Source organism: Enterococcus ureilyticus (assembly GCF_001730315.1).
In the GTDB taxonomy this organism is placed as follows: Bacteria; Bacillota; Bacilli; order Lactobacillales; family Enterococcaceae; genus Enterococcus_L; species Enterococcus_L ureilyticus.
Window position 1 is genome coordinate 56,419 of record NZ_MIKC01000034.1, and the last position, 24,716, is coordinate 81,134.

Annotated in this window: 17 protein-coding genes and 1 pseudogene; 17 read left to right on the forward strand and 1 reads right to left on the reverse strand. The window is 36.0% G+C overall.

What is annotated here, in order from left to right; translation table 11 throughout:
- The first annotated feature begins 1 nt into the window (after nucleotide 1).
- The 15 genes from BCR24_RS10725 to glmM all read left to right on the forward strand — a co-directional run bounded on the left by BCR24_RS10725 (nucleotide 2) and on the right by glmM (nucleotide 22,664).
- Entirely contained in the window at nucleotides 2–1,216 is a 1,215-nt protein-coding gene (locus BCR24_RS10725) for an ABC transporter ATP-binding protein (RefSeq protein ID WP_069640521.1), read from the forward strand.
- On the forward strand, nucleotides 1,213–4,422 hold the full coding sequence (locus BCR24_RS10730) for a glycosyltransferase (RefSeq protein ID WP_069640522.1): 3,210 nt from the start codon (nucleotides 1,213–1,215) through the stop codon (nucleotides 4,420–4,422). Before BCR24_RS10725 ends, BCR24_RS10730 begins: the two co-directional genes overlap by 4 nt.
- A 12-nt stretch (nucleotides 4,423–4,434) precedes the next feature.
- Nucleotides 4,435–6,579, forward strand: a complete 2,145-nt coding sequence (locus tag BCR24_RS10735) for a glycosyltransferase family 2 protein (RefSeq protein WP_379896804.1) — start codon at nucleotides 4,435–4,437, stop codon at nucleotides 6,577–6,579.
- Nucleotides 6,580–6,668: 89 nt separating this feature from the next.
- Nucleotides 6,669–8,021, forward strand: coding sequence for a DUF6056 family protein (locus BCR24_RS10740; RefSeq protein ID WP_069640524.1), 1,353 nt, complete (start codon nucleotides 6,669–6,671; stop codon nucleotides 8,019–8,021).
- Between the two features lie 541 nt (nucleotides 8,022–8,562).
- Nucleotides 8,563–9,303 carry a glycerophosphodiester phosphodiesterase gene (locus BCR24_RS10745; protein ID WP_069640525.1) on the forward strand — a complete coding sequence of 247 codons (741 nt, stop codon included), beginning with the start codon at nucleotides 8,563–8,565 and terminating at the stop codon, nucleotides 9,301–9,303.
- A gap of 5 nt (nucleotides 9,304–9,308) precedes the next feature.
- Nucleotides 9,309–10,229, forward strand: coding sequence for a tRNA (adenosine(37)-N6)-dimethylallyltransferase MiaA (miaA, locus tag BCR24_RS10750; RefSeq protein ID WP_069640526.1), 921 nt, complete (start codon nucleotides 9,309–9,311; stop codon nucleotides 10,227–10,229).
- Nucleotides 10,230–10,232: 3 nt separating this feature from the next.
- Nucleotides 10,233–11,462, forward strand: coding sequence for a GTPase HflX (gene hflX / locus BCR24_RS10755; protein WP_069640527.1), 1,230 nt, complete (start codon nucleotides 10,233–10,235; stop codon nucleotides 11,460–11,462).
- Nucleotides 11,463–11,828: 366 nt separating this feature from the next.
- Nucleotides 11,829–12,212 carry a MerR family transcriptional regulator gene (locus tag BCR24_RS10760; protein ID WP_010764139.1) on the forward strand — a complete coding sequence of 128 codons (384 nt, stop codon included), beginning with the start codon at nucleotides 11,829–11,831 and terminating at the stop codon, nucleotides 12,210–12,212.
- Between the two features lie 42 nt (nucleotides 12,213–12,254).
- Nucleotides 12,255–13,595: a type I glutamate--ammonia ligase gene (gene glnA, locus BCR24_RS10765; RefSeq protein WP_069640528.1), complete on the forward strand. Its 1,341-nt coding sequence runs from the start codon at nucleotides 12,255–12,257 to the stop codon at nucleotides 13,593–13,595.
- A 134-nt stretch (nucleotides 13,596–13,729) separates the two neighbouring features.
- The gene (locus tag BCR24_RS10770; RefSeq protein ID WP_069640529.1) at nucleotides 13,730–14,038 is read left to right on the forward strand and encodes an antibiotic biosynthesis monooxygenase family protein; all 309 of its coding nucleotides are present in this window, start codon (nucleotides 13,730–13,732) and stop codon (nucleotides 14,036–14,038) included.
- 130 nt (nucleotides 14,039–14,168) lie between these two features.
- Nucleotides 14,169–15,167 carry a DUF3114 domain-containing protein gene (locus BCR24_RS10775; protein ID WP_069640530.1) on the forward strand — a complete coding sequence of 333 codons (999 nt, stop codon included), beginning with the start codon at nucleotides 14,169–14,171 and terminating at the stop codon, nucleotides 15,165–15,167.
- Between the two features lie 188 nt (nucleotides 15,168–15,355).
- Complete coding sequence (gene nifJ, locus BCR24_RS10780) at nucleotides 15,356–19,033, forward strand: pyruvate:ferredoxin (flavodoxin) oxidoreductase (protein WP_069640531.1); 3,678 nt, start codon at nucleotides 15,356–15,358, stop codon at nucleotides 19,031–19,033.
- Nucleotides 19,034–19,191: 158 nt separating this feature from the next.
- Nucleotides 19,192–20,079, forward strand: a complete 888-nt coding sequence (cdaA, locus tag BCR24_RS10785) for a diadenylate cyclase CdaA (protein WP_069640532.1) — start codon at nucleotides 19,192–19,194, stop codon at nucleotides 20,077–20,079.
- Entirely contained in the window at nucleotides 20,076–21,224 is a 1,149-nt protein-coding gene (locus BCR24_RS10790) for a CdaR family protein (RefSeq protein ID WP_069640533.1), read from the forward strand. Before cdaA ends, BCR24_RS10790 begins: the two co-directional genes overlap by 4 nt.
- 84 nt (nucleotides 21,225–21,308) lie before the next feature.
- The gene (gene glmM / locus BCR24_RS10795) at nucleotides 21,309–22,664 is read left to right on the forward strand and encodes a phosphoglucosamine mutase (protein WP_069640534.1); all 1,356 of its coding nucleotides are present in this window, start codon (nucleotides 21,309–21,311) and stop codon (nucleotides 22,662–22,664) included.
- Nucleotides 22,665–22,733: 69 nt separating this feature from the next.
- Here glmM and BCR24_RS16900 read toward each other — a convergent pair.
- Nucleotides 22,734–22,883 (reverse strand): annotated as a pseudogene (locus BCR24_RS16900) (transposase); the annotation flags it as partial.
- 367 nt (nucleotides 22,884–23,250) lie between these two features.
- Here BCR24_RS16900 and BCR24_RS10800 point away from each other — a divergent pair.
- Both BCR24_RS10800 and BCR24_RS10805 read left to right on the forward strand, forming a co-directional pair.
- Entirely contained in the window at nucleotides 23,251–24,108 is an 858-nt protein-coding gene (locus BCR24_RS10800; protein ID WP_069640535.1) for an SAM hydrolase/SAM-dependent halogenase family protein, read from the forward strand.
- An 11-nt stretch (nucleotides 24,109–24,119) separates the two neighbouring features.
- Nucleotides 24,120–24,671, forward strand: a complete 552-nt coding sequence (locus tag BCR24_RS10805) for an ECF-type riboflavin transporter substrate-binding protein (protein WP_069640536.1) — start codon at nucleotides 24,120–24,122, stop codon at nucleotides 24,669–24,671.
- The last annotated feature ends 45 nt before the right edge of the window (nucleotides 24,672–24,716 follow it).

A 24,716-nucleotide genomic window follows, 5' to 3' on the forward strand; every position in this document is an offset into this window, starting at 1 on the left:
TATGTCAGATTATGCAATCAAAATAGACAAAATTACAAAAACTTATAATATGTACGCTAAGCCAACAGATCGTTTTAAAGAAGCGCTAGATCCACGACGCAAAAGTTATCATGATCTATTCTATGCACTAAAAGATGTCGATATCCATGTGAAAAAAGGGGAAATGATTGGTTTTATCGGAGAGAATGGTTCTGGTAAATCAACTATGCTAAAAATCATTACAGGAGTTTTAACACCTACTTCTGGATCAATTGAGATTGAAGGAAAGATATCCGCCTTATTAGAATTAGGTTCAGGATTCAATCCAGAGTATAGTGGGTATGATAATATTTACTTGAATGGAATGGTTTTAGGCTTCTCAAAAGAAGAAATTGACGAAATGGTCGATGATATTATTACATTTGCTGATATTGGTGATCATCTGTATCAACCTGTAAAGACATATTCTAGCGGTATGTTTGTTCGTCTCGCATTTGCAGTTGCAATTAATGTTGATCCAGATATTTTGATTATTGATGAAGCTTTGGCTGTTGGTGATTTGGAGTTTCAATTAAAATGTATGGATAAATTTACAGAAATAAAAAATTCTGGGAAAACAATCTTATTTGTTTCCCATGATATCAACTCTGTACGTCGTTTTTGTGATCGAGTTTATTGGTTGAAGAACGGTGAAGTTATTGAAGAAGGCGACGTGATGGATGTATCTTCAAATTATGAGAATTTCTTGAAGAAAAAATCCATCAAAACAATTGATACTGAAAGAGCAAAGCAAACAGATCAAGAAAATACAGTTCCAGATATTGTTGAAGTTAATAGTGCGGTGCTTCTAAATTCAGATTTATCTCCTGTTGAAATTGTTGAGCAAGATCAAAAAGTGATCGTCAAAATAAATTATACAGTAAAAAGAGAGTCGATCAAGAACCCGGTTTGTGGTGTTGCCATTCGTACGGTAGATAACCACTATGTTTGTGGCTTAAATACACTATTAGATAAAGTAACTATTCCTTGGGAGCAAGGAGAAAATACATTTTATATTGAATATGAAAAGATGTCATTGCTGACTGGCGAGTATTATTTTGATATTGCTTTCTTTGAAGAACATGCCACGGTTCCTTTAGAATATAAAACGAAATACTTGAAAATGTTCATTAGTGGCCAATATACAGGTGAAGGAATTGTTATATTAGATCATGAGTGGAAGGATACCATAAAATGAAGTATGATTTTGAAATGGATATTGATGAAAGTACTAGTGTCGGAAAGATTGCTTCTCACATAAAAGAGCAGAGTTCTGTATTGGAGTTTGGACCGGGAAACGGAAGAATGACAAACTATCTGATTGAAGCTAAAAAATGTGATGTTTCGATTGTTGAGCTAGATAAGGAATTGTATGATTATGTGATTACTTTTTCTAATGATGGTTTTTACGGAAATATAGAAGAATATAAATGGACAGATTATTATAAAGGTAAAAAATATGATTATATTCTATTTGCTGATGTTTTAGAGCATTTGATGGATCCTGTAAAGACTTTGGAAATCGTAAAAGAGTTTCTAAAAGAGGATGGGGAAATCTTAATTACATTCCCCAACATCGCTCATAACTCAGTGTTGATTAATTTGTTTAATAATAAACTTGACTGGACAAAGTATGGTTTACTGGATGAGACCCATAAAACATTTTATACACAGTCTGGTTTTGAAAAAGTATTTGATTCACTAGGTCTATATATTAATAAAGAAGACTTTACGATAAATGTTGTAGGAAATAATGAGATTGATGCTCACTATGAAGACTTACCTATAGAAGTAGTAGATGCATTCAGAAAAAGACCTTTTGCCGAAGTGTATCAGTACTTCTATGCGTTAAAGAAAAATCCAGTGGCATCACCTATACGAGTGTTGCCAGAAAATTCATATTATCACCGACGTGTTATACTTCAGTATGAATTAGAAAATAGTGTGGAAGAAACCACGGTTTCTGTTAATACATTTACTGGTGAAAACAAAAATTATCCTATTGAAGTTCCTTTAGGGGTAAAATCGTTAAAAATTATGCCTTTCCCAGAAAATATTGGTGGGATTATGCGATTCTTTGTTGATATAAATGGAGAACAAAGTCATAATATCCAAACCAGTGCTGTTTTTGAGCACAATGAAAAATTTGTTTTTACGAATATGCATCCAGCGTATTTTATTTTATCTGGAGAAGATATTGCTGGTAAGTCAATTGTTTTAAATTTTGATTTTATTTATCAAGGTCAGTATTTGTATGAAATGAATTTAATGATGGAAAGATTAAAAGAAGTTGAAGTAGAAAAACAAATGATTGTCGATCGATATTATGATTTGGTCGCGGGTGAACAATGGGAACCCGCAAGACGTAAATCAGATAAAGCTTTTTCGCAGACTCCAATTGAAGAGTTGAATAGAATAATGGCGTTAAATATTGATGGTACTGTAAGAAATGAAGCAACGAAGACATCGATTATTAAAGGTTGGGGCGTTTCTAATGTAGACAAAATGCCATTAAAATTTGAGTTAGAAGCTAATAATGCTCCTTATTTTAAAGTAAAAAGAATTCATCGTTCTGAAATAAATGAAGGCTTTGGGTTTCCAGAAACTTTAGATTATGGTTTCGAAATTGAAGTAGCTGATTATGAATTAGAACAATTTTTTAATTTTGTTATATCTACTGAAGATGGTGAATCATGTGATGTGATTATCAACCGTCATATTGGTTTATATTTTCCTGCTAAACCTTCTTCAAGGGTACGTAGAGTTTTAGGTTCTGTGAAACGCAAAGGAATAAAAGGATCTGTGAAGTGGTTATTAAATCGTCAAGTACAAAAAAACAGCTATGAAAAATGGATTGCGCAACATGAAGTATTTGATATGGAAAAAATTCATTCTGAAATAGAAAGTTTTGAGTATCAACCTAAAATATCGATTGCGGTACCCGTGTATAACGTTGAAGAAAAATGGTTAGATGCATGTATTAGTTCCTTAAAAAATCAATTTTATACCAACTGGGAATTGTGTTTAGCCGATGATGCCTCTCCTAAAGACTATATTCGTCCTTTACTTGAAAAGTACGCTGCAAGTGATGAAAGAATAAAATTAGTATTTAGAGAAAAAAATGGACATATTTCAGAAGCTACGAATTCTGCTTTAGAGATTGCGTCAGGTGACTATATAGGTTTCATGGACAATGACGATGAATTAGCACCTAATGCACTATACGAGATTGTAAAAGCGCTAAATAAGGACAGAGACATAGAGTTTTTCTATACAGATGAAGATAAGATGACTCTTGAAGAAAAACGTTTTGATGCATTCTTTAAGCCAAATTGGAATCGACAATTAATTCTACAGCATAATTACATCACGCACTTTGTAGTTGTAAAAGATGCACTATTAAGCCGTATAGGTGGTTTGAGAACTGAATATAACGGTAGTCAAGATTATGATTTTGTTTTACGCGCAACGGAAGAAGCAAAAAAAATTCACCATATCAAAGGTATTTTATATCACTGGAGAGCAATTGAGACATCAACTGCTTTAAATCCTGAAAGTAAAACCTATGCTTATGTTGCTGGTCAGCATGCCTTAGAAGCTGCACTAAAGCGAAGAAATCTAAAAGGAAATGTAAAAATTGCAGAATTTTATGGATGTTATAAGATTGATTTTATTCATGATACGACACCTAAAGCTTCAATTGTTTTTGTAGGAAATAGCAAAAATCTGAATAATAACTTAGAGTTATTATTGAGTAAAACTTACTATCCTAACTTTGAAATTTTGGTTCCTACTTCTTCTAAATTTACTGTATCTGTTAAAGATGCTAGGGTTCGGTTTGTAGATGGAGATATTAACACGCGTGTAAAACAAGCTGAAGGGGAATTTATTTTATTACTAAATGAAAAACTTTCACCATTATCGGGAGCATGGTTAAATGAATTGATGAATTACGCTCAATTGGAAGAAAGTGGTATTGTCTGTGGCAAAATTAGTAGCAATGATAACCTAATTTCAAATATTGGCGTTACTTATGATGTCGAAAACAATAAACTTATTTATCCAGAAAGAAATAATCCTGCACAAAATCTTGGTTACTATTACCGTGCCGGACTTCCTAGAGGAATACACGCTGCAACTGAAGATTGCATGATTTTTAGAAAAAATGATTTCGAACAAGTTGAAGGCTTGTCAGAAGAATTTGGTTCTCAATTAATGGGATTTGATTTTAGCTTAAAAGTTAGACAGCAGTTAGAAAAAGATATCGTATATACGTCATATGCTAAATTAAAAGAATCGGAGCCAATTGACATTCATCTTGTTCCAGAAGTACTAAACGAATTAGAGAAAAAGTGGACAAAAAATGGATTGATTGATCCTTATGGAAATCCATTATCATTTTAAATTTTGGAGGAAATCATGACAAATAAAGTAACAATCACTATTGATAGCATTCTCCGAAATGGACAAGATAAAACAATTACTGTAAAAGGCTGGGCTTTTGATCAGGAGAATAAGGTAGCGCCAGTTATCACAGTAAAACCAAGTCCGAATGCAGAAGTTGAAATTGTTCAGTTTTACCGAATGGATGTCAATATTTTGTTTGATCTACCAAATGAGATGAATGTTGGATTTGAAATCACTATTAAGCCTAAAACATCAAACGGTAAGGTCCTTGTTCAGTTTACAGCAAACGAAGTAATAACTGAGTATTCGGTTAAACTGGGTAAAAAATATCCAATTGAGCTAGGAACAGAAACGCCTACTCAATTGAAAATAAGTAAAATTAGAAAAGGCTTAGGTTACTTAAGACGTAATGGGGTAAAGAATGCTTTGAATCGCTATAAATTAGAAAAATTTATCAATGGCGATGAGTACCGAGCATGGATTACTCAAAATGAAAATAGGCCTATTACTGAACTAGTAGCTGAGATAGAGCAATTCAAGATTCAACCACTGATTTCTATTGTTATGCCTGTTTATAATGTTGAGACAAAGTGGCTGGCTAAATGCATTGAGTCTGTACAAAAACAATTATATGAAAATTGGGAACTTTGTATTTGTGATGATGCCTCTACGAATACCGAAGTAAAAAAAACATTAGAACGATTTGCTTCAAGAGATGAACGAATAAAAATTGTTTATCGCCAAACGAATGGTCACATCAGTGTAGCAAGTAACGATGCGCTGAAATTAGCTTCAGGTGAATTCGTTGCGTTATTAGACAATGATGATGAGCTGGCCATTAATGCACTGTCAGAAGTAGTTAAGATAATCAATCAAACCCCGGATGTTGATTTTATTTATAGTGATGAAGATAAAATAAATGAGGATGGAAATCGATTTGAACCAGCCTTTAAGCCAGACTGGTCTCCTGATTTGTTGATGGGAACAAACTACATTTCCCATCTAAGTGTTTATCGTCGTGACTTATTACTGAATTTAGAAGGGTTTAGAACTGGAGTAGAAGGCTCGCAAGACTATGATTTAGTTTTGCGGTACACTGAACAGATTCCAGAAAAGAATATTAAACATATTCCAAAAGTCTTGTATCATTGGCGCACACTTCCTGGTTCAACTGCTTCATCCGCTTCGGAAAAAATATATGCAGATGAAGTAGGTGTGAAAGTTTTGAAAGATGCTTTGCATCGTAGAGGAATCCCTGGATATGTCTCTAAAGGTATCGCTCCTGGTTTCTATGCTATTTCTTATGACGTAATGAATGAAGAGTTAGTCAGTATTATCATTCCAACTAGGAATGGTTATGAAGATGTCAAAACATGTGTTGACTCAATAATCGACAAAACTACTTATTCCAATTATGAGATAATCATCGCAGATAATGATAGCGATGATCCTAAAATGGATGAGTTATACGCTAGTTATCAACGAAAACTGGGGAGTCGATTTATTGTAGATGAAATAGATATCCCTTTTAATTACTCGCGTATCAATAATATTGCAGCCAGTAAAGCAAAGGGCAAATATTTGTTATTCTTAAATAATGATACGCAAGTTATTGCACCTGAGTGGATGACACGAATGGTTTCTTATGGTCAATTCGAGCGTGTTGGGTGTGTTGGAGCCAAGTTATATTATCCAGATCATACAATTCAACATGCTGGTGTTATTATGGGATTGGGTGATGTTGCCGGGCATGGTCATCATTATTTTCCAGATAAAGATTTAGGCTACTTTGGACGATTATATTTAGATGTTGATTATTTAGCTGTTACTGCAGCATGCGTACTGGTAAAAAGCGTAGACTTTGAAATGGTTGGAGGGTTTGATGAAGAATTTACGATTGCATTTAATGACGTTGATCTTTGTATGAAGGTCTATGAATTAGGTCGTTATAATGTGTGGGCTCATCAAGCTGAATTGTATCATTTTGAATCAAAATCTAGAGGATATGAGAATACTCCAGAAAAAATGACACGTTTTGATGGTGAAAAAAAATTATTACAAAAGAAATGGCGTAAATATATTGATAATGATCCATTCTATAGCCCTAACCTAACAAGAGGAACTGGTAATTTTACGATTCGTATTGAATCGTAAAAAATTGACTTCTCAATTTTAAACATTAAATAAGAGTGTGTGCCAGCTAATTTGTAGTAGGTAATTCATATATGAAAAAGGAGGTTTAAATGAATAGAAACAAGCAGGTTAAAAATTGGCTTATAGTAAATCAAGATTTACTTGCTTTGACCGTTTTATTTTTAGGAATTGCAGTTTATTTATCCTTTTTTGGTTTTCAAAACGGAACAGATGATGAATGGTTTCAACGGATGAGTCATCAAAAGGATTATCTTACTTATATCTTAAATCGATATATGACTTGGTCGGCAAGAATTTTTCCTGATAGTATCATGTATTTTATCTTTTCATTACCAATGATTTTGTATTGGTCAATTACTTCTTTAGCGATGATCTTAAGTGCCTATTCAATCGTTCGTTTTACAAAAAAGGAAGTAAAGACGTTTGATATTTTTCTTGTGTGTACCTTATTCGGTTTTATGAATTTTGAAATGTTTTTCCATTCGTTTTTATGGATTACAGGAGCAGTTAACTATTTATGGCCATTAGCTTTAGGGTTATGTTCAATGATTCCATATGCCGATTATGTGTTTAGAGGGAACAAATGGGAAAAAAAGAGCTGGATTTCGCTGAGTATTATTTGTACATTTTTATTTTCGATAAGTAATGAACAGTATTTAATCGTTGGCTTTTGTGCAGCATTATGTGGGCATATAACGTTATTAGTGAAAAAAGAAAAACAATCAATCCTTCTTTTATTTAAAACGTTTATTATGTTTATGGGGATTTTATTCATGTATTTTGCTCCAGGTAATGCGTTGCGTCTTCAAAAGGAGACTGAAAAATGGTATCCTGATTTCAATGAATTATCTGTTTTCTCCCATATAAAAGTTGGATTGAATTTTATGGTCACTGGTATTTACAATAATGTTTTTTCTTTATTGCTTTTGGTCATCTTGTCCTCAATACTTTTGTTGAATTTAAATAGATACTCGTTTCTTTTGATCAGTCTTATCATTGCTTGTTTGTCTTGTATGTACTTATTTCCAGGGTTTTCAAGCGGGCTTGCTCAAATTTACAATTATTCAGCAAAACAACTTTTTAGTATGGAAGCCTTTAGTGCAGTTATGAAGAATTTTTTTGTCGCGATTGTTTTATATGGAGTTACCATGTTAGCAATCTATAAAGGGGCTTCATATAAAATATTTTCATTACTATGCATGATAGCGGCTTTATTTTCAATTATTATGTTGTGGTTTTCACCTACTCTTTTTGCCTCAGGTAGTAGAGTGTTTGTGTGTGCAGGAGTTTTATTTTTAATTGTAGCATTTGATTTAGTAAATAAAAAGATTAGTGAATCTAAAATTTCTAAAAATATGTTACTGGTAATGTTAGCTATATATCCAATTTTTAATTTAATCTTACCGTTGCTTTTAGGAACTGTTGAAAGAATAAGTTCATAGACAGATTTTCTGTAGCAATATAAAAAGTCAGAAAACTATAAATCTAAAGTGATTTTATAGTGACTCAAAAAGCTATAACTTTTAGGGGGCACTACAAAATGTTTAACTCCGAGAAATAAGAGAGGCATTATGAAAATTGCCCTTCAAATTTTTGTTAATTTCAACTTATTTCTGAAGGAGTTACTCCTGCTTCCACGTTTGTTCGGATTCCTTGAGTCTGAGATATAACTCATAGAGTTATATCTCAGACTCATCTTTTTATATGGATAACATCTTTTATGAAATTAACAGGCTCTTCCAATTTAATTATTCTTCTAAAAATGAAGTATCGTGTTGTTTAATAGATTGTTTAATGGTCTTTTCTAATTCTTGATGGCTTCGATAGTTTATAGCCTATTAGAGAAAATGTGATTCATCTTAAAGCCAAAATGATTGATTGTCAATAATTCGAAAGCTGTTTAATCTATGATCGAAACATATTTAATTATATTTGATACTCCTTCTTAGGAATGGTACAATACTTCCGACTGGAGGGACCAAGATGACAAAAGTAATCGCCCACCGCGGTAGCAAAGGAACACACCCAGAAAATACCCTGGCAGCCTTTAAAGAAGCCATTCGAGTCGGTTCAGATGGTATCGAGTTAGATGTCCAATTATCAAAAGACGGTCAGTTGATCATTATCCATGATGAAACACTTGATCGCACTACGAATGGTCACGGAGCAGTGGGGGCATTAACGTTAGCAGAATTAAAACAATTAGATGCTGGTAGCTGGTTCACCAAAAATCCAATCTTTCAAGAAATCCCGACTTTAGAGGAAGTCCTGATGCTACTTAAAGAAGAAAACTTTTCTGGTTTATTGAATATTGAAATCAAAACAGATCAGGTTCACTATGAAGGGATCGAATCAAAGCTTGTTCAGCTTTTGCAGTCCCAACCTTGGACTTTCGATTATATGTATTCAAGTTTTTATTTTAAAAGTTTAGAAAAAGTTTGGGAAATAGAAAAAAATCAAAAAATTGCGTCAGTATTCAGGTTATCAGAAAAGGATGAACAACGAGCGCTTCAAACAGCTTTTATTGCAGGGATTCATCCTAAAATCGATTGGGTACTGGAACACATAGAAGATTTAGCTGATTTTCCTAAAGCAATTCGGCCTTGGACAGTGAATGAGGAAGAGAAGATGGCTCTTTGTTTTGCCTATCATTTGGCAGGGATTCATACAGATTTTCCAGAGTTAGCGATGCAAGTACGTGAATCGATGCAAAAAAAAGGATGAAAAAATTGGAAAAAGTATTAGTAATCGTAGGACCAACGGCAGTTGGGAAAACCTCTTTGAGTATTGAATTAGCAAAAAAATTAAACGGAGAAATTATTAGCGGCGATTCGATGCAAGTCTATAGACAGCTGGATATCGGTACAGCAAAGGCAACAGAAGAAGAACGTGCAGGAATTGTCCATCATCTGATTGATTGCCGTGATTTAACAGAAACCTATTCTGTAGCAGATTTTCAAAAAGAAGGACGTCAGGCAATTGACAAAATCATCGCAAAAGGCAAATTACCAATTGTTGTTGGTGGGACAGGTCTGTATATTCAAGCCTTGCTGTATGATTTTGAACTAGGCGCTAAGGATGAGTCTACAGAGATCAAAGAGAAATATCAAACAGTTGCCGAGACATATGGTAATCAACATCTGTGGGAAATACTGCAGGAGAAAGATCGTTTGGCTGCTGAAAGTATTCATTTTAATAATCGAAAAAAAGTGATCCGAGCTTTGGAAGTGTTTGATAAAACTGGTTATAGTATTTTAACACCGAAGGAAACACCTAAGCCGCTGTATGATTATTTTTTAGTAGGCTTAGAGACAGACCGAGCTAAGCTTTATGATAGAATCAATACTAGAGTAGAACGAATGCTTACTGAGGGGCTTTTAAAAGAAGCTGAGCTACTTTACGAAAAGCAAACACAACATTCGACCCAAGGAATTGGCTATAAGGAGTTTTTCCCTTATTTTGAAGGAAAAGTAACCTTAGAAGAAGCCGTTCAACAAGTGAAGCAAAATTCAAGAAGATATGCGAAAAGGCAGTTGACCTGGTTTAAAAATCGTATGAATGCCAGCTGGTGGGATTTAGTACAACAGCCTACTAGTAGTGTAGAGTTAGAAAAAGAAATCGAAGACTGGCTGGATTCTTCGGAGGGATAAAAAATGGATAAAACAACAGAAAAGGTTATTTTAGTAGGCGTAGAAACAGAGAACAACTATGCCCGTTTCGAAGGTTCCATGAAAGAGTTAAAAAACTTAACGAAAACGGCACAAGGAGACGTCGTGTTTTCCTTAACGCAAAAACGTCCTCGTATCGATTCGCAAACTGTGATCGGTAAAGGGAAAGTAGAAGAGCTAGTACAACTAGTTGATGCTTATGAAGCAGATATTGTCATTTTCAACCATGAACTGACGCCACGACAAAATCAATTGATTGTTGAAGCACTTGGGGTAAAAGTAATCGATCGAGTTCAACTTATCCTGGATATTTTTGCAATGCGGGCTCGTTCAAAAGAAGGGAAGCTGCAAGTTGAGTTGGCACAATTGAATTATTTGCTTCCACGCTTGATTGGCCAAGGAAAACAATTATCCCGCCTAGGAGGTGGCATCGGAACTCGAGGACCTGGGGAAACAAAACTGGAGTCAGACCGGCGACATATTCGTAATAAAATCATAGCTATCAAGCGTGAACTAAAAGAAGTGACTGCCCATCGTGAACGAAGCAGGCAAAAGCGTCGTGCCTCTGATATTTTTCAAATTGGCTTGATTGGCTACACCAATGCAGGTAAATCGACAATTTTAAATTTGTTGACTACGGCTGGAACCTACTCAGAAGATCAACTATTTGCCACATTAGATCCCTTAACTAAAAAATGGCAGCTGCCACAAGGGATGATTGTGACCATGACAGATACTGTTGGTTTTATTCAAGATTTGCCGACACAATTGATTGAAGCGTTTCAATCGACCTTGGAAGAAAGTCGCAATATGGATCTATTATTGCATGTGGTGGATGCTAGTGCAGAAGACCGCTTACAGCATGAACAAACGGTAGTTGAATTACTGAATGATTTAGATCTAAAACAGATTCCTATTTTGACCGTCTATAATAAAAGTGATCAAATCGATGAAGCTGACTTTGTGCCGACTTTATTTCCTAATGTACTGGTTTCTGCTAAGAGTACTTTGGGCAAAGAAGAACTTACAAGAGCTGTTAGAGAAAAAATGATGGAGTTATTAGTTCCATATGAATTTGAGCTAGCTGCGGATCAAGGGCAAGAATTAAGTGAGTTGACGCGCCATACATTACTTTTATCAGAACAGTTTGAAGAAGATAAAAACGCGTACCATGTAAAAGGATTTGCACCGATAAATTCTAAATGGGCTAGATAACTAACTATTTGAGCTATAGGAAAAGATAATGTTAAACAATCAGTCATACTCGATTTGAATCGTCTTTCCATTAAAGGTATTCTAAAAGATACCTTTTTTATTTTTGCTAAAAATATAGCTGAAATTAGAGCTTATTATCAGTTTTTTCTCGATATTTTAGTTTTATGTTAGAAAACCTAACATAAATCATTGACAACGGAAAAAAGTATTGATATTCTATATTTAATCTATCTAGCTATGTAGGTTAGTTTCTATGAAAAAGATAACATCTGTATGTAGCAGATATTGTCAAAAGCTTATTTTCCTATTTTTCGTTTGAAACGACAAGAACCTACTACGCTTTTAAATTAAGAGAGGGGGGTGGATATGAGGGAGAAGGAACTGAGAAGATCAATGTCAGTTTTTCCAATTGGTACAGTTATGAAACTAACTGATTTATCAGCACGTCAAATTCGTTATTACGAAGAGCAGGATTTGATTCATCCAGAAAGAAGTGAAGGAAACCGACGTATGTATTCACTGAATGACATTGATGTATTGTTGGAAATCAAGGATTATTTGTCGGATGGTCTAAATATGGCAGGAATCAAACGTGTCTACGAAATGAAACTGGAAGAACAAATGCACGCCCAAGAATCAAACAAACCGCTGACGGATGAAGATGTTAGGAAAATATTATACGACGAACTTATTTCTCAAGGTGGACTTACTCAACAAAATCCATTCCAATCAAGAGGCCCCAAATTGTAACACTTGAGTTTTATACAAAAAATGAAGGACGTGAAGGATACAATGACGAAGAAACAAGACACAGTAGAAGATATCAAACGAATTGCCGAGGAAGAAAATGTTCGATTTTTACGATTAATGTTTACAGACATTATGGGAACAATCAAAAATGTGGAAGTTCCAGTGAGCCAATTAGACAAAGTGTTAAGTAATAAAATGATGTTTGATGGGTCTTCTATTGAAGGTTTTGTGAGAATTGAAGAAAGCGATATGTATTTGTATCCTGATGTATCGACATGGATGATTTTTCCATGGGAGAGTACACACGGAAAAGTTGCTCGCTTGATCTGTGATATTTATAATCCTGATGGCACTCCTTTTGCAGGAGACCCACGTGGGAATTTAAAGCGTGCGCTTGCTGATATGGAAGCACTAGGTTTTACTTCATTTAACCTTGGTCCAGAGCCAGAATTTTTCTTATTCAAATTGGATGAAGATGGCAAAATCACAACCGATTTAAATGATCGCGGCGGTTACTTTGATTTTGCGCCGACAGATCTTGGTGAAAATTGCCGTAGAGATATCGTTCTTGAACTAGAAAGTCTTGGGTTTGAAGTTGAGGCGTCACATCATGAAGTCGCACCAGGTCAACATGAGATCGACTTTAAATATGCAGATGTTATTGAAGCATGCGATAATATCCAAACCTTTAAATTAGTTGTTAAAACAATTGCTAGAAAACATGGCTTGCACGCAACCTTTATGCCAAAACCATTGTATGGGATCAACGGCTCAGGAATGCACTGCAACATGTCATTATTCAAAGGCGATGAAAATGTCTTTTATGATGAAAATGGTTCAATGCAATTAAGCCAAACTGCGTATCATTTCCTGGGTGGACTATTGAAGCATGCGCGTGCGTACACAGCGGTGTGTAATCCGACCGTTAATTCATACAAACGTTTAGTACCAGGTTACGAAGCACCAGTATATGTTGCATGGAGCGGGCGTAATCGTTCACCATTAGTCCGTGTTCCTGAATCGCGTGGATTGTCCACCCGTTTAGAATTACGCTCTGTTGACCCGTCAGCAAATCCTTATCTAACAATGGCAGCACTTTTACAAGCTGGATTAGATGGGATCAAAAATGAAATCGATCCGCCACAAGCGGTGGACCGTAATATTTATGTGATGAATGAAGAAGAACGAAAAGAAGCACAAATTCATGATTTACCTTCAACACTGCATAATGCCATCAAAGAATTGCGTAAAGATGATGTGATGGTCAATGCACTAGGTGAACACATCTATGTGAACTTTGTTGAAGCGAAACGAATGGAATGGGCTGCTTTCCGCCAAACTGTTTCTGAATGGGAAAGAGAACAATATTTAGAATTATATTAGGCTTGAAATCGTGTGGATAAACCAAAAACTGGTTTATCCATTTTTTATAAAAAATAGTTTCAGCTCCTAAAGAAAAGTGTGGTATAATTCTAAGTGAGAATAATTCTCAATTAACTTGAAAAGGAGAGCGGATTATGATTGTTCAAACAGTGACATTTATTATAAAAGAAGAAGGTAAAGAGATATTTGAGACGAAAACAAGTAAAGATGTTACCTCTATGTTAGGATTTTCAGGTTGTCTATCAAGTGAATGCTGGTTTTCAGAGGATAAAAATACGTGTGAATTCATGTTGGTTTCGAAATGGGAAAGTAAAAAGGATTTTCAAAATTGGTTGAAACGTCCAGAACATTTACAAGAACATCGAGATGCCCATAAGAATAAAGAAGCGAAACCTTCGATGGTTTTAGAAAAAATCAGAAAAAGCTATGAAGTATTTTCATAGAAATTAGAGCAGAATCTAAGACGACTGTGTTTGTTTTGGGTTCTTTTTTATTTTTATACATTCAAATCAGTGTAATTTTCGTAAAAAAGCAGGTATAGTAGAATTCAAATGAAGATTGAGGAGAAATAACATGGAAGAATCAACTTGTTCTTCGACTATTCTTGAAAAACTTAAACAACATGGCTGGGATGAAGCGGCAATAATTGCTTACGTTAATTATAGCGAAGAAGGCATATTAGATTGTGATCTTGCGATCTTTTTAGTCGGTTCTGAAATCTATACAGAAATGTTTGATAAAAGTCAGCTATCAGCTAATGAAAAAGTCATGTTAGTCATCGATCATTTAGGAGGCTATCTGAATGAACAAGGGGATTTAACGTTTGCAAAAACAGCCTATAAATTTTGTGATCAACTACCGCCAGGAGGACCATTTTTTATTCATTATGCAAAAGCGGTACAAACTGCATATCCCGACGGTTTGACTATAGCTCAAAAAGACAAAAGACTATCGAAAATAGCGCTTAAGAAAAAATACGCAAACGAGACAAAAATCCATCAATTTAGAAATCAATTGGATAAATGTGCGATTAATTATGTAGAAAATTATAAGAAGAGATTCGAATGCAGTAATGATGAAGCCGCAATCAAAAGGATTCTTGGAAATAATTGGTTTTATGCAGATCCTCAGTACCACAATCGTGCGCGGCTTGCCATAGACATAATGGTTAACGATCGAAAAAAAAGAGCGAAGACGCTGACTAATAAAGGCTTAATCAAGAAGATCAGAAAACATGGTTTTTATCGAAAAATTTTATCTGGAGATTATCATAGTGAATTTATTTTAGACGAACAAGGTCAGCTTCTAAGTCAATGTAAAGAAGATGTGGAGGCACAAGGTGAGCTTGAGAATGCCATTGCAAATGGTGAAACATTTAACTATGGGGAACGTCCCAGAGTCGATCAATATCAGACGCATGATAAATTAGATGGAAATCCTCCTAGATATTTTGATACGAACAAGCGAAATGAACTTAAACGAGAATGGATTTCTCCTACCGATAATTGGTTTTATCAACTAGTCAGAAGACTAGCAGAAAAAGGATTAAGGTATAAAAAAAAGGAAAATTAAGATTGGAAGGACAGTTTCCAATCTTTTTTTCACAAAAACACTTTTTTTTCAAGAAAGGAAAGCAAAATAATTAATAAGTTTGTGAAATATTTTCACAAACTGTTTCAAATTAACCTGACATCCGTTATAATAGAGTAGAATATGCGTGCAACTATTCTACTTTTAGATAGAAGGATGATGAATATACAATGCGAAAAATGAAGACAATGGATGGAAACACAGCAGCCGCATACATCTCATATGCGTTTACAGAATTAGCCGCTATTTATCCAATTACACCAAGCTCAACTATGGCTGAGCTTGTCGATCAGTGGTCAGCAGAGGGGAAGCAAAATATCTTTGGACAGCCTGTCAAAATCGTTGAAATGCAATCAGAAGCAGGCGCAGCAGGCGTAGTCCATGGGTCACTAAAAACAGGTGCATTAACTACTACATATACAGCGTCACAAGGATTGCTACTGATGATTCCAAATATGTATAAAATTGCTGGAGAATTACTTCCATCAGTTTTTCATGTGGCGAGTCGGGCAGTAACGACAAATGCTTTGAATATTTTTGGTGATCATGGAGATGTGATGGCTGCTCGTCAGACTGGTTTTGCTATGTTATGCGAAAGCAGTGTGCAAGAAGTCATGGATTTATCAGCAGTTGCTCATCTAGCTTCGATTGAATCAAGTGTTCCGTTTATCAACTTCTTCGATGGATTTCGGACAAGTCATGAAATTCAAAAAATCGAAGTACTGGAATATGACGAATTGGCACCATTATTAGATCAAGAGCAACTAGAGCATTTTCGTAGCAGAAGTATGAATCCTAATCACCCTTCTGTCAGTGGAACAAACCAAAATCCTGATATCCATTTCCAGCAGCGCGAAACAATCAATAGCTATTATGAAAAAATTCCCGCTGTTGTAAAAAAATATATGGATGACATCAACGCGCTAAGAGGTACAACCTATGATTTAGTTACCTATTACGGTGCAGAAGATGCTGAGGAAGTCATCGTTTCAATGGGGTCAGCGGCCCAAGCAATTGAGCAAACGATTGATTATTTAACAAAACAAGGCAGAAAAGTGGGTTTTCTAAATATCCACTTATATCGCCCGTTTCCTATTGAAAACTTTTTAAAGAAAATGCCTAAAACAGTTAAAGCAATCGGTGTAATGGATCGAACCAAAGAACCAGGAGCTGGTGGAGAGCCTTTACTTTTAGATGTTCAAAGTGCGATGTATGAATCAGAGCTGCGTCCAATGATTATTGGGGGACGTTATGGACTAGGCTCAAAAGATGTTTTACCAAATCAAATCGTTGCGATCTACGATGAATTATTAAAAGATAAAAAAGCAGCAAAATCTCGTTTTACGATTGGGATCGTAGATGATGTTACTTATACATCACTTGATTGCGGTGAAGAGTTAGATTTAACCAATCCTAAAACCTATCAAGCAAAATTTTGGGGCTTTGGCTCCGATGGGACAGTTGGTGCAAATAAATCAGCAATCAAGATCATTGGGGATCATACCGATAAATATGCACAAGGCTTCTTTTATTATGATTCGAAAAAATCTGGTGGTTTAACAGTTTCTCATTTGCGTTTTGGGGAAACACCCATTCGTTCGACTTATTTGATTGAACATGCCGATTTTGTTGCCTGTCATACTGCAGCGTATTTAAATACGTATGACTTAGTGAAAGGCTTAAAAAAAGGCGGAATCTTTTTACTAAATACAGTTTGGAATGACGAACAGTTAGAACATTTTTTACCGAAAAAATTGAAACGGTATCTAGCTGAAAATGACATTCATTTTTATACGATCAATGCTGTTAAGTTAGCTAGTGAAGTTGGGCTAGGTGGACGAATTAATACAGCGATGGAAACCGCATTTTTCAAATTGGCGGACATCATGCCATTTGAAGAAGTGCTACCTATTTTAAAAGAAGAAGCATTTAAAAGCTACGCTAGAAAATCAATGGCTGTTGTGGAAAAAAATATTCAGGCAATCGATCGTACGGTTGAGCTTTTGCATAAAGTCGAAGTGCCATTATCATGGAAAACGATTGAAATAAAACCCAAAGAACGTGCGGAAAATGTCACTGATTATGTTCATGAAATTGTTGAACCTATTAATCGCCAAGAAGGAAATGACCTTGCAGTCAGTGCTTTTGTCAAAAATGATATGACAGATGGTCGGATGCCGCTTGGTACGACAGCTGTGGAAAAACGAGGGATTGCGGTAGAAGTACCTGAATGGAATAGTGATCGTTGTACGATGTGTAATGAGTGCGCGTTTGTCTGCCCTCATGCAGCCATTCGTCCATTTTTAGCTGATGAAGAAGAAATGGATGAAGCACCAGAAGGCTATATCGTCAGAGAAATGCGCGGTGCAGACGGACTGAAATACCGTATTCAAGTTTCTATAGAAGATTGCACAGGTTGTGGTCTATGCGTAGATGCTTGTCCTGCTAAAGGCAAGGCATTAGTCATGAAGCCTTACGAAGAACAAAAAGAGCAAGCAATGAACTGGGCATTTTCTATGACCTTGAAACAAAAAGAAAATCCAGCCAAACCAAATACTGTTTTAGGCTCACAATTTAATAAACCGTTATTAGAATTTTCTGGTGCGTGTTCTGGTTGTGGTGAAACGCCTTATGTGAAACTACTAACTCAAATGTTCGGTGATCGTATGATGATTGCCAATGCTACTGGCTGTTCTTCAATTTGGGGCGGGGCAGCACCGGTTGCACCATATACAACAAATGATCAAGGACAAGGCCCTGCTTGGTCTAATTCACTATTAGAAGATAATGCAGAATTCGGTTATGGCATGTTGTTAGCTAGTCAAACTCGTCGCGAACATTTAGCTATGAAAATGACTGCAGCAATGACAGTAGCTTCTTCGGAATTAAAATCATTGATGGAAGACTGGATCGAACACATGCATACAGGCGAAGGCACTCAACAACGTGCTGCCAAATTAAAAGCAGCGTTGCAGGATGAAAAAAATAACCAGCCATTGTTAGAAGCAATTTATGCAGACAATGATCTATTCGTAAAAAATAGTCAATGGATGATTGGCGGAGACGGATGGGCTTATGATATTGGTTATGGCGGGATCGATCATGTTCTTGCTAGTGGGGCAGATGTCAATATGTTAGTTTTAGATAATGAAGTCTATTCTAACACTGGTGGACAAACCTCAAAAGCAACACCAGCATCTGCAATTGCGAAGTTTTCAGCAAGCGGCAAGTATGTTTCCAAAAAAGATTTAGGCATGATGGCGATGACTTATGGCAATGTTTATGTGGCTCAAATCGCGTCAGGTGCTAATCAAATGCAGACGATCAAAGCATTTGAAGAAGCGGAACGTTTCCCTGGACCTTCAATCATTATTGCGTACACACCTTGTATTACTCACGGATTAGCAGGTGGCATGAGCAGAACCTTGGAAGAAGCAAAAGAAGCTGTTAATTCTGGCTATTGGTCATTGTATCGCTATAATCCAGTATTGAGAGAATCAGGTAAAAATCCGATGACTCTAGACTACAAGAAACCAAATTTCGAAGCCATGCAAGAATTTATGCGCAAACAGATTCGTTTCTCTTCGTTAGAAGCGACTCAGCCTGAATTTGCAGGAAAACTATTTGAAAAGACAGTGACTGATGCAAAAAATCGTTTTTATAATTATGCGCGAATGGCTGGGCAAGAAGAAAAAATTCGAGCAAAATTGGAAAAGGTAACGGATGAAGTGGTACTAGAAAAAGCTCCTCGTACAAAAAAGGAGCGAGTCACTGATCCAGAAGCTGACGCAAGAAGAGCCGCCCGAAGAGCAGAGCGAGCGGCAAAACGAGAGAAACTAGAAGAGTAAAAAGGAAGTTGATTTGGAGTGAAAGACTCTTGCATTTCTGCTAGATTCTTTCATTCTTTTTTACTTAAATTTTTCTATCTTCCATTCTCAATCCTGTAACCAAGCAAAAGATTATGGTATACTGATTAAGAAATCTTCAGAGAGAAGTGAGGTTTATGATGTCTTTTCAACTTAGTCAATTATTTGATGTAAATTATTGGCGGCAATTGATCTCATCCGATTTTTTGTCGCGTGATTATATTATTAATGTGATCGATATTCTTGTGGTCTGGTACCTAGTCTACAAGTTGATCATGCTTGTCAGAGGAACAAAAGCAGTTCAATTGTTAAAAGGGGTCGCTGTGTTTATCATGATCCGAATACTGAGTGAACTGATTGGGTTACATACATTATCTTGGCTGATGAACCAGGTCATCATGTATGGCGTGATCGCTGCGGTTGTGATTTTTCAACCAGAGGTCCGGCGAGGCTTAGAACATCTTGGCAGAAGCTCCTTTTTCCGAACGAGTCGATCTGAACAACAGCAAGACGAAAAGATGATTTTGGCTTTTGATAAAGCGATTCAATACATGTCTAAAAGGAAAATAGGCGCATTGATCACAGTGGAAAGAAATACTGGATTGGATGAATACATTGAGACGGGTATTGATTTAGATGCAGATATTTCAGGAGAGCTATTGATCAATATTTTTATTCCAAATACACCGCTGCATGATGGGGCAGTGATCGTAAAACAAGGGAAAATCGCTGTAGCAAGTGCGTATCTGCCTTTGTCTGAAAGTAACTTGATTCCAAAAGAATTTGGTACTCGCCATAGAGCCGCTGTTGGTATCAGTGAAGTCAGTGATGCGGTGACGATTATTGTATCAGAAGAAACTGGTGATGTTAGCTTAACTTTAAATAACGATTTGATCCCGAGGTTAACACAAGAAGAATATTTGAAAATCCTTCGAGCAGAATTGGTGCCCAAAGAAGAGCGTAAAGATAAAAAGAACCTTTTACAACACTTTATTGATGGTGTGACGAAAGGGGCGAAAAAGAAATGAAAAAGCCCTCTCAAAGTAACTGGTTTTCAGGATTGTTAGCACTACTTTTTTCTTTGCTGCTATTTTTTAATGCCAATTCGTCAGGCAATCTCTCTAATATGTCTGGCACAAGTCAAGTTTATGACGAGATGCTGTATAATATTCCAGTTCAGTTAGAGTATGATCAAGATAAGTATTTTGTTTCAGGTTATGAAGAAACGGTCAATGTTCATCTAAGCAGTGCCAATCGAATCCAGTTGAATTTAGAATCCAATGAGGATACTAGAAACTTTCAAATTGTTGCAGACTTGACTAAAACGCCACTTGGAACATCAGAGATTCAATTAAGAGTAAAAGGCTTGAGTACTGCTGTAACAGCAGAAATCGAACCTAAAACGATAACGGTGACTGTAGAGAATAAGGTGACTAAATCATTTGAGGTGGAAGCCCAATTACCAGAATCAATTGAAACAGACGGCTACAAAGTAGAAAAAACCACAGTCAGTCCTAAAACTGTAGACATCACAACTGGTGAAGAAACTGCTAAAGCGATCGATCGTGTCATTGCGCCGCTATCAAATGTTAAACAATCTGTGGATACAATCAAACAAACGGTCAATGTTCAAGCGCTTGACACTAAAGGACAAGTATTGAGTATTGAAAATCCAGCGCCCCAGGTAAAAGTGGTGGTTGAGTTATCGTTGCCTTCAAAAGAAGTTGGATTAACGATCAGCCCAACAGGTTCGCCACCTGCTAATATTGAACATTACACATTTAATCTTTCAGAACAAAAAGTCGAAATTAGAGGAACAAAGTCTGTTTTAGATGCGATTGATACAATAGAAATCCCTGTTGATGTGAGCAATATAAAAACATCAACGAAACAAAAAATAAAGATTCCGACAAATGCAGATTATATCGTTTCACCTGAGGAAGTAGAAGTGACAATCAACCCTGTTTTTTCAGGAACCAGCAGCAGTTTTTCTGAATCTAGTGGACAAAGCACAACAACCTCTTATTCAAATCAAGAGTTACCTAGTCCATTACCTTCAAATGAAAAACCAGCAAATTCATCTAGTTCTTCAAGCTCATCTAGTTCATCCAGTACGGATAGTACAGGTGAAGAGGGCGTAGAAAATGGGAGTAGTTCAGTTTCAGCAAATTAAGTTGATTGACTAAGGAGATCAGTTATTCTTTATGTGTTCACTAGAATGACTAAAGCTTTCTTAGTAAGTAGAAGGAGAGTTATAATGGGTAAATATTTTGGAACAGATGGTGTTAGAGGAATAGCCAATAAGGAACTAACACCAGAATTAGCATTTAAATTAGGACGCTTTGGTGGCTATGTATTGAGTCAGCATGAGGACTCTACTCGCCGACCAAGAGTCTTAGTTGGCCGTGATACACGTATTTCTGGTCAATTACTAGAGCAAGCGTTGATTTCAGGACTTTTATCTGTTGGAATCGAAGTCTTTCAACTAGGCGTTATCTCAACCCCCGGTGTAGCTTATTTAACAAGATTGCAAAAAGCATCAGCCGGTATAATGATTTCAGCCTCGCATAATCCTGCTGAAGATAATGGAATCAAATTTTTTGGTTCGGATGGTTTTAAATTAGTAGACGATCAAGAACTTGAAATCGAAGCTTTATTGGATGCTCAGGAAGATACGTTACCGCGTCCTTCCGCAGAAGGGTTAGGTACGCTTGATGAATTTCCGGAAGGATTACTAAAATATTCTCAATTCTTAGTTCAAACAATTCCAGGTGATTTATCTGGACTAACTGTTTGCATCGATGCAGCAAATGGTGCAACAGCAACGTCTGTCAACCGATTGTTTGCAGACCTAGAGACCGATTTTTATACGATGGGTACCAGCCTCAATGGGTTAAATATTAATGATGGTGTAGGTTCTACTCACCCTGAAAAATTAGCGGAAATGGTCGTTGAAAAAGGGGCTGATGTAGGTCTGGCTTTTGATGGTGATGGTGATCGAATCATTGCGGTTGATGAGTTAGGAAATATTGTTGACGGGGATAAGATCATGTTTATTTGTGCCAAGTATCTTGCTGAAAAGAACCGTTTAAAAAAAGATACGATCGTAACGACAGTCATGAGTAATCTAGGTTTTCGTAAAGCGGTAGAAGCTGCTGGAATGAAGGATGTTATCACTCAAGTTGGTGACCGTTATGTTGTAGAAGAGATGCGTAAAAATGATTATAATTTTGGCGGAGAACAATCCGGTCATATGATTTTTCTAGATTACAATACAACTGGCGACGGCATGCTCTCTGGTATTCAATTATTAAATGTCATGAAACAAACTGGGAAAAAATTATCTGAGCTTGCTTCTGAACTGACGGTCTACCCACAAAAGTTAGTCAATATACGAGTAACTGATAAAAATGGTGCCATGGATGTTCCTGCAATTAAAGAAATTGTTGAATTAATGGAAACAGAAATGAATGGTGACGGCCGTATCTTAGTTCGTCCTTCTGGGACAGAACCATTACTACGCGTGATGGCTGAAGCTCCAACGCAAGAAAAAGTTGATTACTATGTAGATAAAATTGCGGATGTCGTAAAAGCTGAAATCGGTATCGGGTAATTTTTGGGACTCTTTTTCAACTAATATTGGTAAAGAAAGTCCAAAGAATTAAATCAATTAGTATGATTCCTAGAGGAACTTTCCTCTAGGTTTTTTTCTTGAAAAAGAATTGTGCGAAAACACAAAGAGATTCCCAAATTTAAAATTGTAAAAGTTATGAAACCCATAAGCATTTCTCTTCAACTCTTTAATATGATTATTTATGCATTCTGATGGTCCAAACACAACGATTAGTTGGAAAAAATTCAAAGAATAGCCAGCAAAAAAAGAAAATATCATAATTGAAATGTATAGCTCAAATAAAGTAAACATGTAAGGTGAACAGGTCGATATATTAATATCCGAATTTGCCTATGCAAAAGAGGTCATTAAGATTACAATAACCTCTTCTTTTTAAAAAAATAAAAGGTATATTAAAACACGAATATTATGAAAAATGAATTAATGATTGTTCGATAATAGGATTGACAGAATTCCCATAAAAAGGTACTATGTTTGAGAATCAATATGAGAGAATAGGTGGTTTTTCCTCTATTTTCTCATAAAAGTATTTACGTATACTTTATTTCTGGAGAGGAGTAGTAAAATGGGGAATTATTTAGTGTTGCAAACAGATTTTGGACTTGGTGACGGAGCAGTAAGTGCCATGTACGGTGTAGCGCATATGGTTAGTAATGAAATTGTTATTGGTGATTTAACGCATGAAATTCCGCCTTATGATATTTGGGCAGCATCATATCGTTTGTATCAAACAGTGAAGTATTGGCCGAAAGAAACCGTATTTGTTTCTGTAGTTGATCCTGGTGTGGGGAGTGCTAGACGAAGTATTGCAGCGAAGACAAGCTCTGGACATTATATTATTACACCTGATAATGGATCTTTAACGCATATTTTACATTATCAAGGAATTAAAGAGATACGTTCGATTAATGAAGTAACAAGTCGCTTACCGCACTCTGAAGAAAGCCATACCTTTCATGGTAGGGACATCTATGCTTATAATGGTGCGCGTTTAGCCTGTGGAGAAATCTCTTTTGAAGAATTAGGGAGTGTTGTTGCGGCAGATTCGATTGAAACCTTATCTTTAGTGGAAGCCAAGCATGATGAACATATTTTAGAAGGTAGTATTGATGTTTTAGATATTCGGTTCGGCTCTCTGTGGACAAATATTCCGTTAGCCTTTATGAAGGAAGCCGCGATTGCTCATGACGATCAATTGCAGGTAACGATTTTCCACCAAGGGAAAAAAGTGTATCAAAATATCATGAAATTCGCTAAGTCTTTTGCAGATGTAAATATTGGTGAGCCATTAGTCTATGTTAATTCCTTGGTAAACATTGGTGTAGCGGTAAATCAGGATTCATTCTCCAAACTGTATCATATTGGAACTGGAACAGATTGGACGATTCAATTAAGAAAAGCACCAAAAATAGTTTTTGAATAGGAGTGGAGTATATGAAAAAAGAATTTTCTGTAAAAACAATCGTGGCAATTGGGATCGGTTCAGCCGTATTCGTTATTTTAGGTCGTTTTGTCGTTATTCCAACAGGTTTTCCGAATACAAATCTGGAAACCGCTTATCCATTTCTAGCGTTGATTTCTGTTATTTTTGGACCACTAGCAGGGGGCTTGATTGGTTTAATTGGTCATACGTTAAAAGATTTTACAACATATGGCAGTGCGTGGTGGAGTTGGATCATTTGTTCTGGTATTATAGGAGTAATCTATGGTTTAGCAGGAAAAAAAATCGATTTACAACATGGTATATTCACTAAAAAAGACATTATTTATTTTAATATTTATCAAGTAATTGGAAATGCTGTTGTATGGGGATTGATTGCGCCGACGCTAGACGTGTTAATTTATAGTGAACCAGCTAGCAAAGTCTATACGCAAGGTGTGGTTGCGGTAGTATTGAATATTATTGCAGTTGGAATAATTGGTACATTGCTTATGGCTGCGTACGCTGCAACTCGCACAAAAAAAGGCAGTTTAACAAAAGATTGATTATGTAGTAAAATGAGAATAGAATAACTAGGATTTTTGAAATAC

Excerpts from the sequence above, each read along its gene's own strand:
- BCR24_RS10725 (WP_069640521.1), top strand. The coding sequence starts at position 2 with ATGTCAGATTATGCAATCAAAATAGACAAAATTACAAAAACTTATAAT.
- BCR24_RS10730 (WP_069640522.1), top strand. The coding sequence starts at position 1,213 with ATGAAGTATGATTTTGAAATGGATATTGATGAAAGTACTAGTGTCGGA.
- BCR24_RS10740 (WP_069640524.1), top strand. The coding sequence starts at position 6,669 with ATGAATAGAAACAAGCAGGTTAAAAATTGGCTTATAGTAAATCAAGAT.
- BCR24_RS10745 (WP_069640525.1), top strand. The coding sequence starts at position 8,563 with ATGACAAAAGTAATCGCCCACCGCGGTAGCAAAGGAACACACCCAGAA.
- hflX (WP_069640527.1), top strand. The coding sequence starts at position 10,233 with ATGGATAAAACAACAGAAAAGGTTATTTTAGTAGGCGTAGAAACAGAG.
- BCR24_RS10760 (WP_010764139.1), top strand. The coding sequence starts at position 11,829 with ATGAGGGAGAAGGAACTGAGAAGATCAATGTCAGTTTTTCCAATTGGT.
- glnA (WP_069640528.1), top strand. The coding sequence starts at position 12,255 with ATGACGAAGAAACAAGACACAGTAGAAGATATCAAACGAATTGCCGAG.
- BCR24_RS10770 (WP_069640529.1), top strand. The coding sequence starts at position 13,730 with ATGATTGTTCAAACAGTGACATTTATTATAAAAGAAGAAGGTAAAGAG.
- BCR24_RS10775 (WP_069640530.1), top strand. The coding sequence starts at position 14,169 with ATGGAAGAATCAACTTGTTCTTCGACTATTCTTGAAAAACTTAAACAA.
- nifJ (WP_069640531.1), top strand. The coding sequence starts at position 15,356 with ATGCGAAAAATGAAGACAATGGATGGAAACACAGCAGCCGCATACATC.
- cdaA (WP_069640532.1), top strand. The coding sequence starts at position 19,192 with ATGTCTTTTCAACTTAGTCAATTATTTGATGTAAATTATTGGCGGCAA.
- BCR24_RS10790 (WP_069640533.1), top strand. The coding sequence starts at position 20,076 with ATGAAAAAGCCCTCTCAAAGTAACTGGTTTTCAGGATTGTTAGCACTA.
- glmM (WP_069640534.1), top strand. The coding sequence starts at position 21,309 with ATGGGTAAATATTTTGGAACAGATGGTGTTAGAGGAATAGCCAATAAG.
- BCR24_RS10800 (WP_069640535.1), top strand. The coding sequence starts at position 23,251 with ATGGGGAATTATTTAGTGTTGCAAACAGATTTTGGACTTGGTGACGGA.
- BCR24_RS10805 (WP_069640536.1), top strand. The coding sequence starts at position 24,120 with ATGAAAAAAGAATTTTCTGTAAAAACAATCGTGGCAATTGGGATCGGT.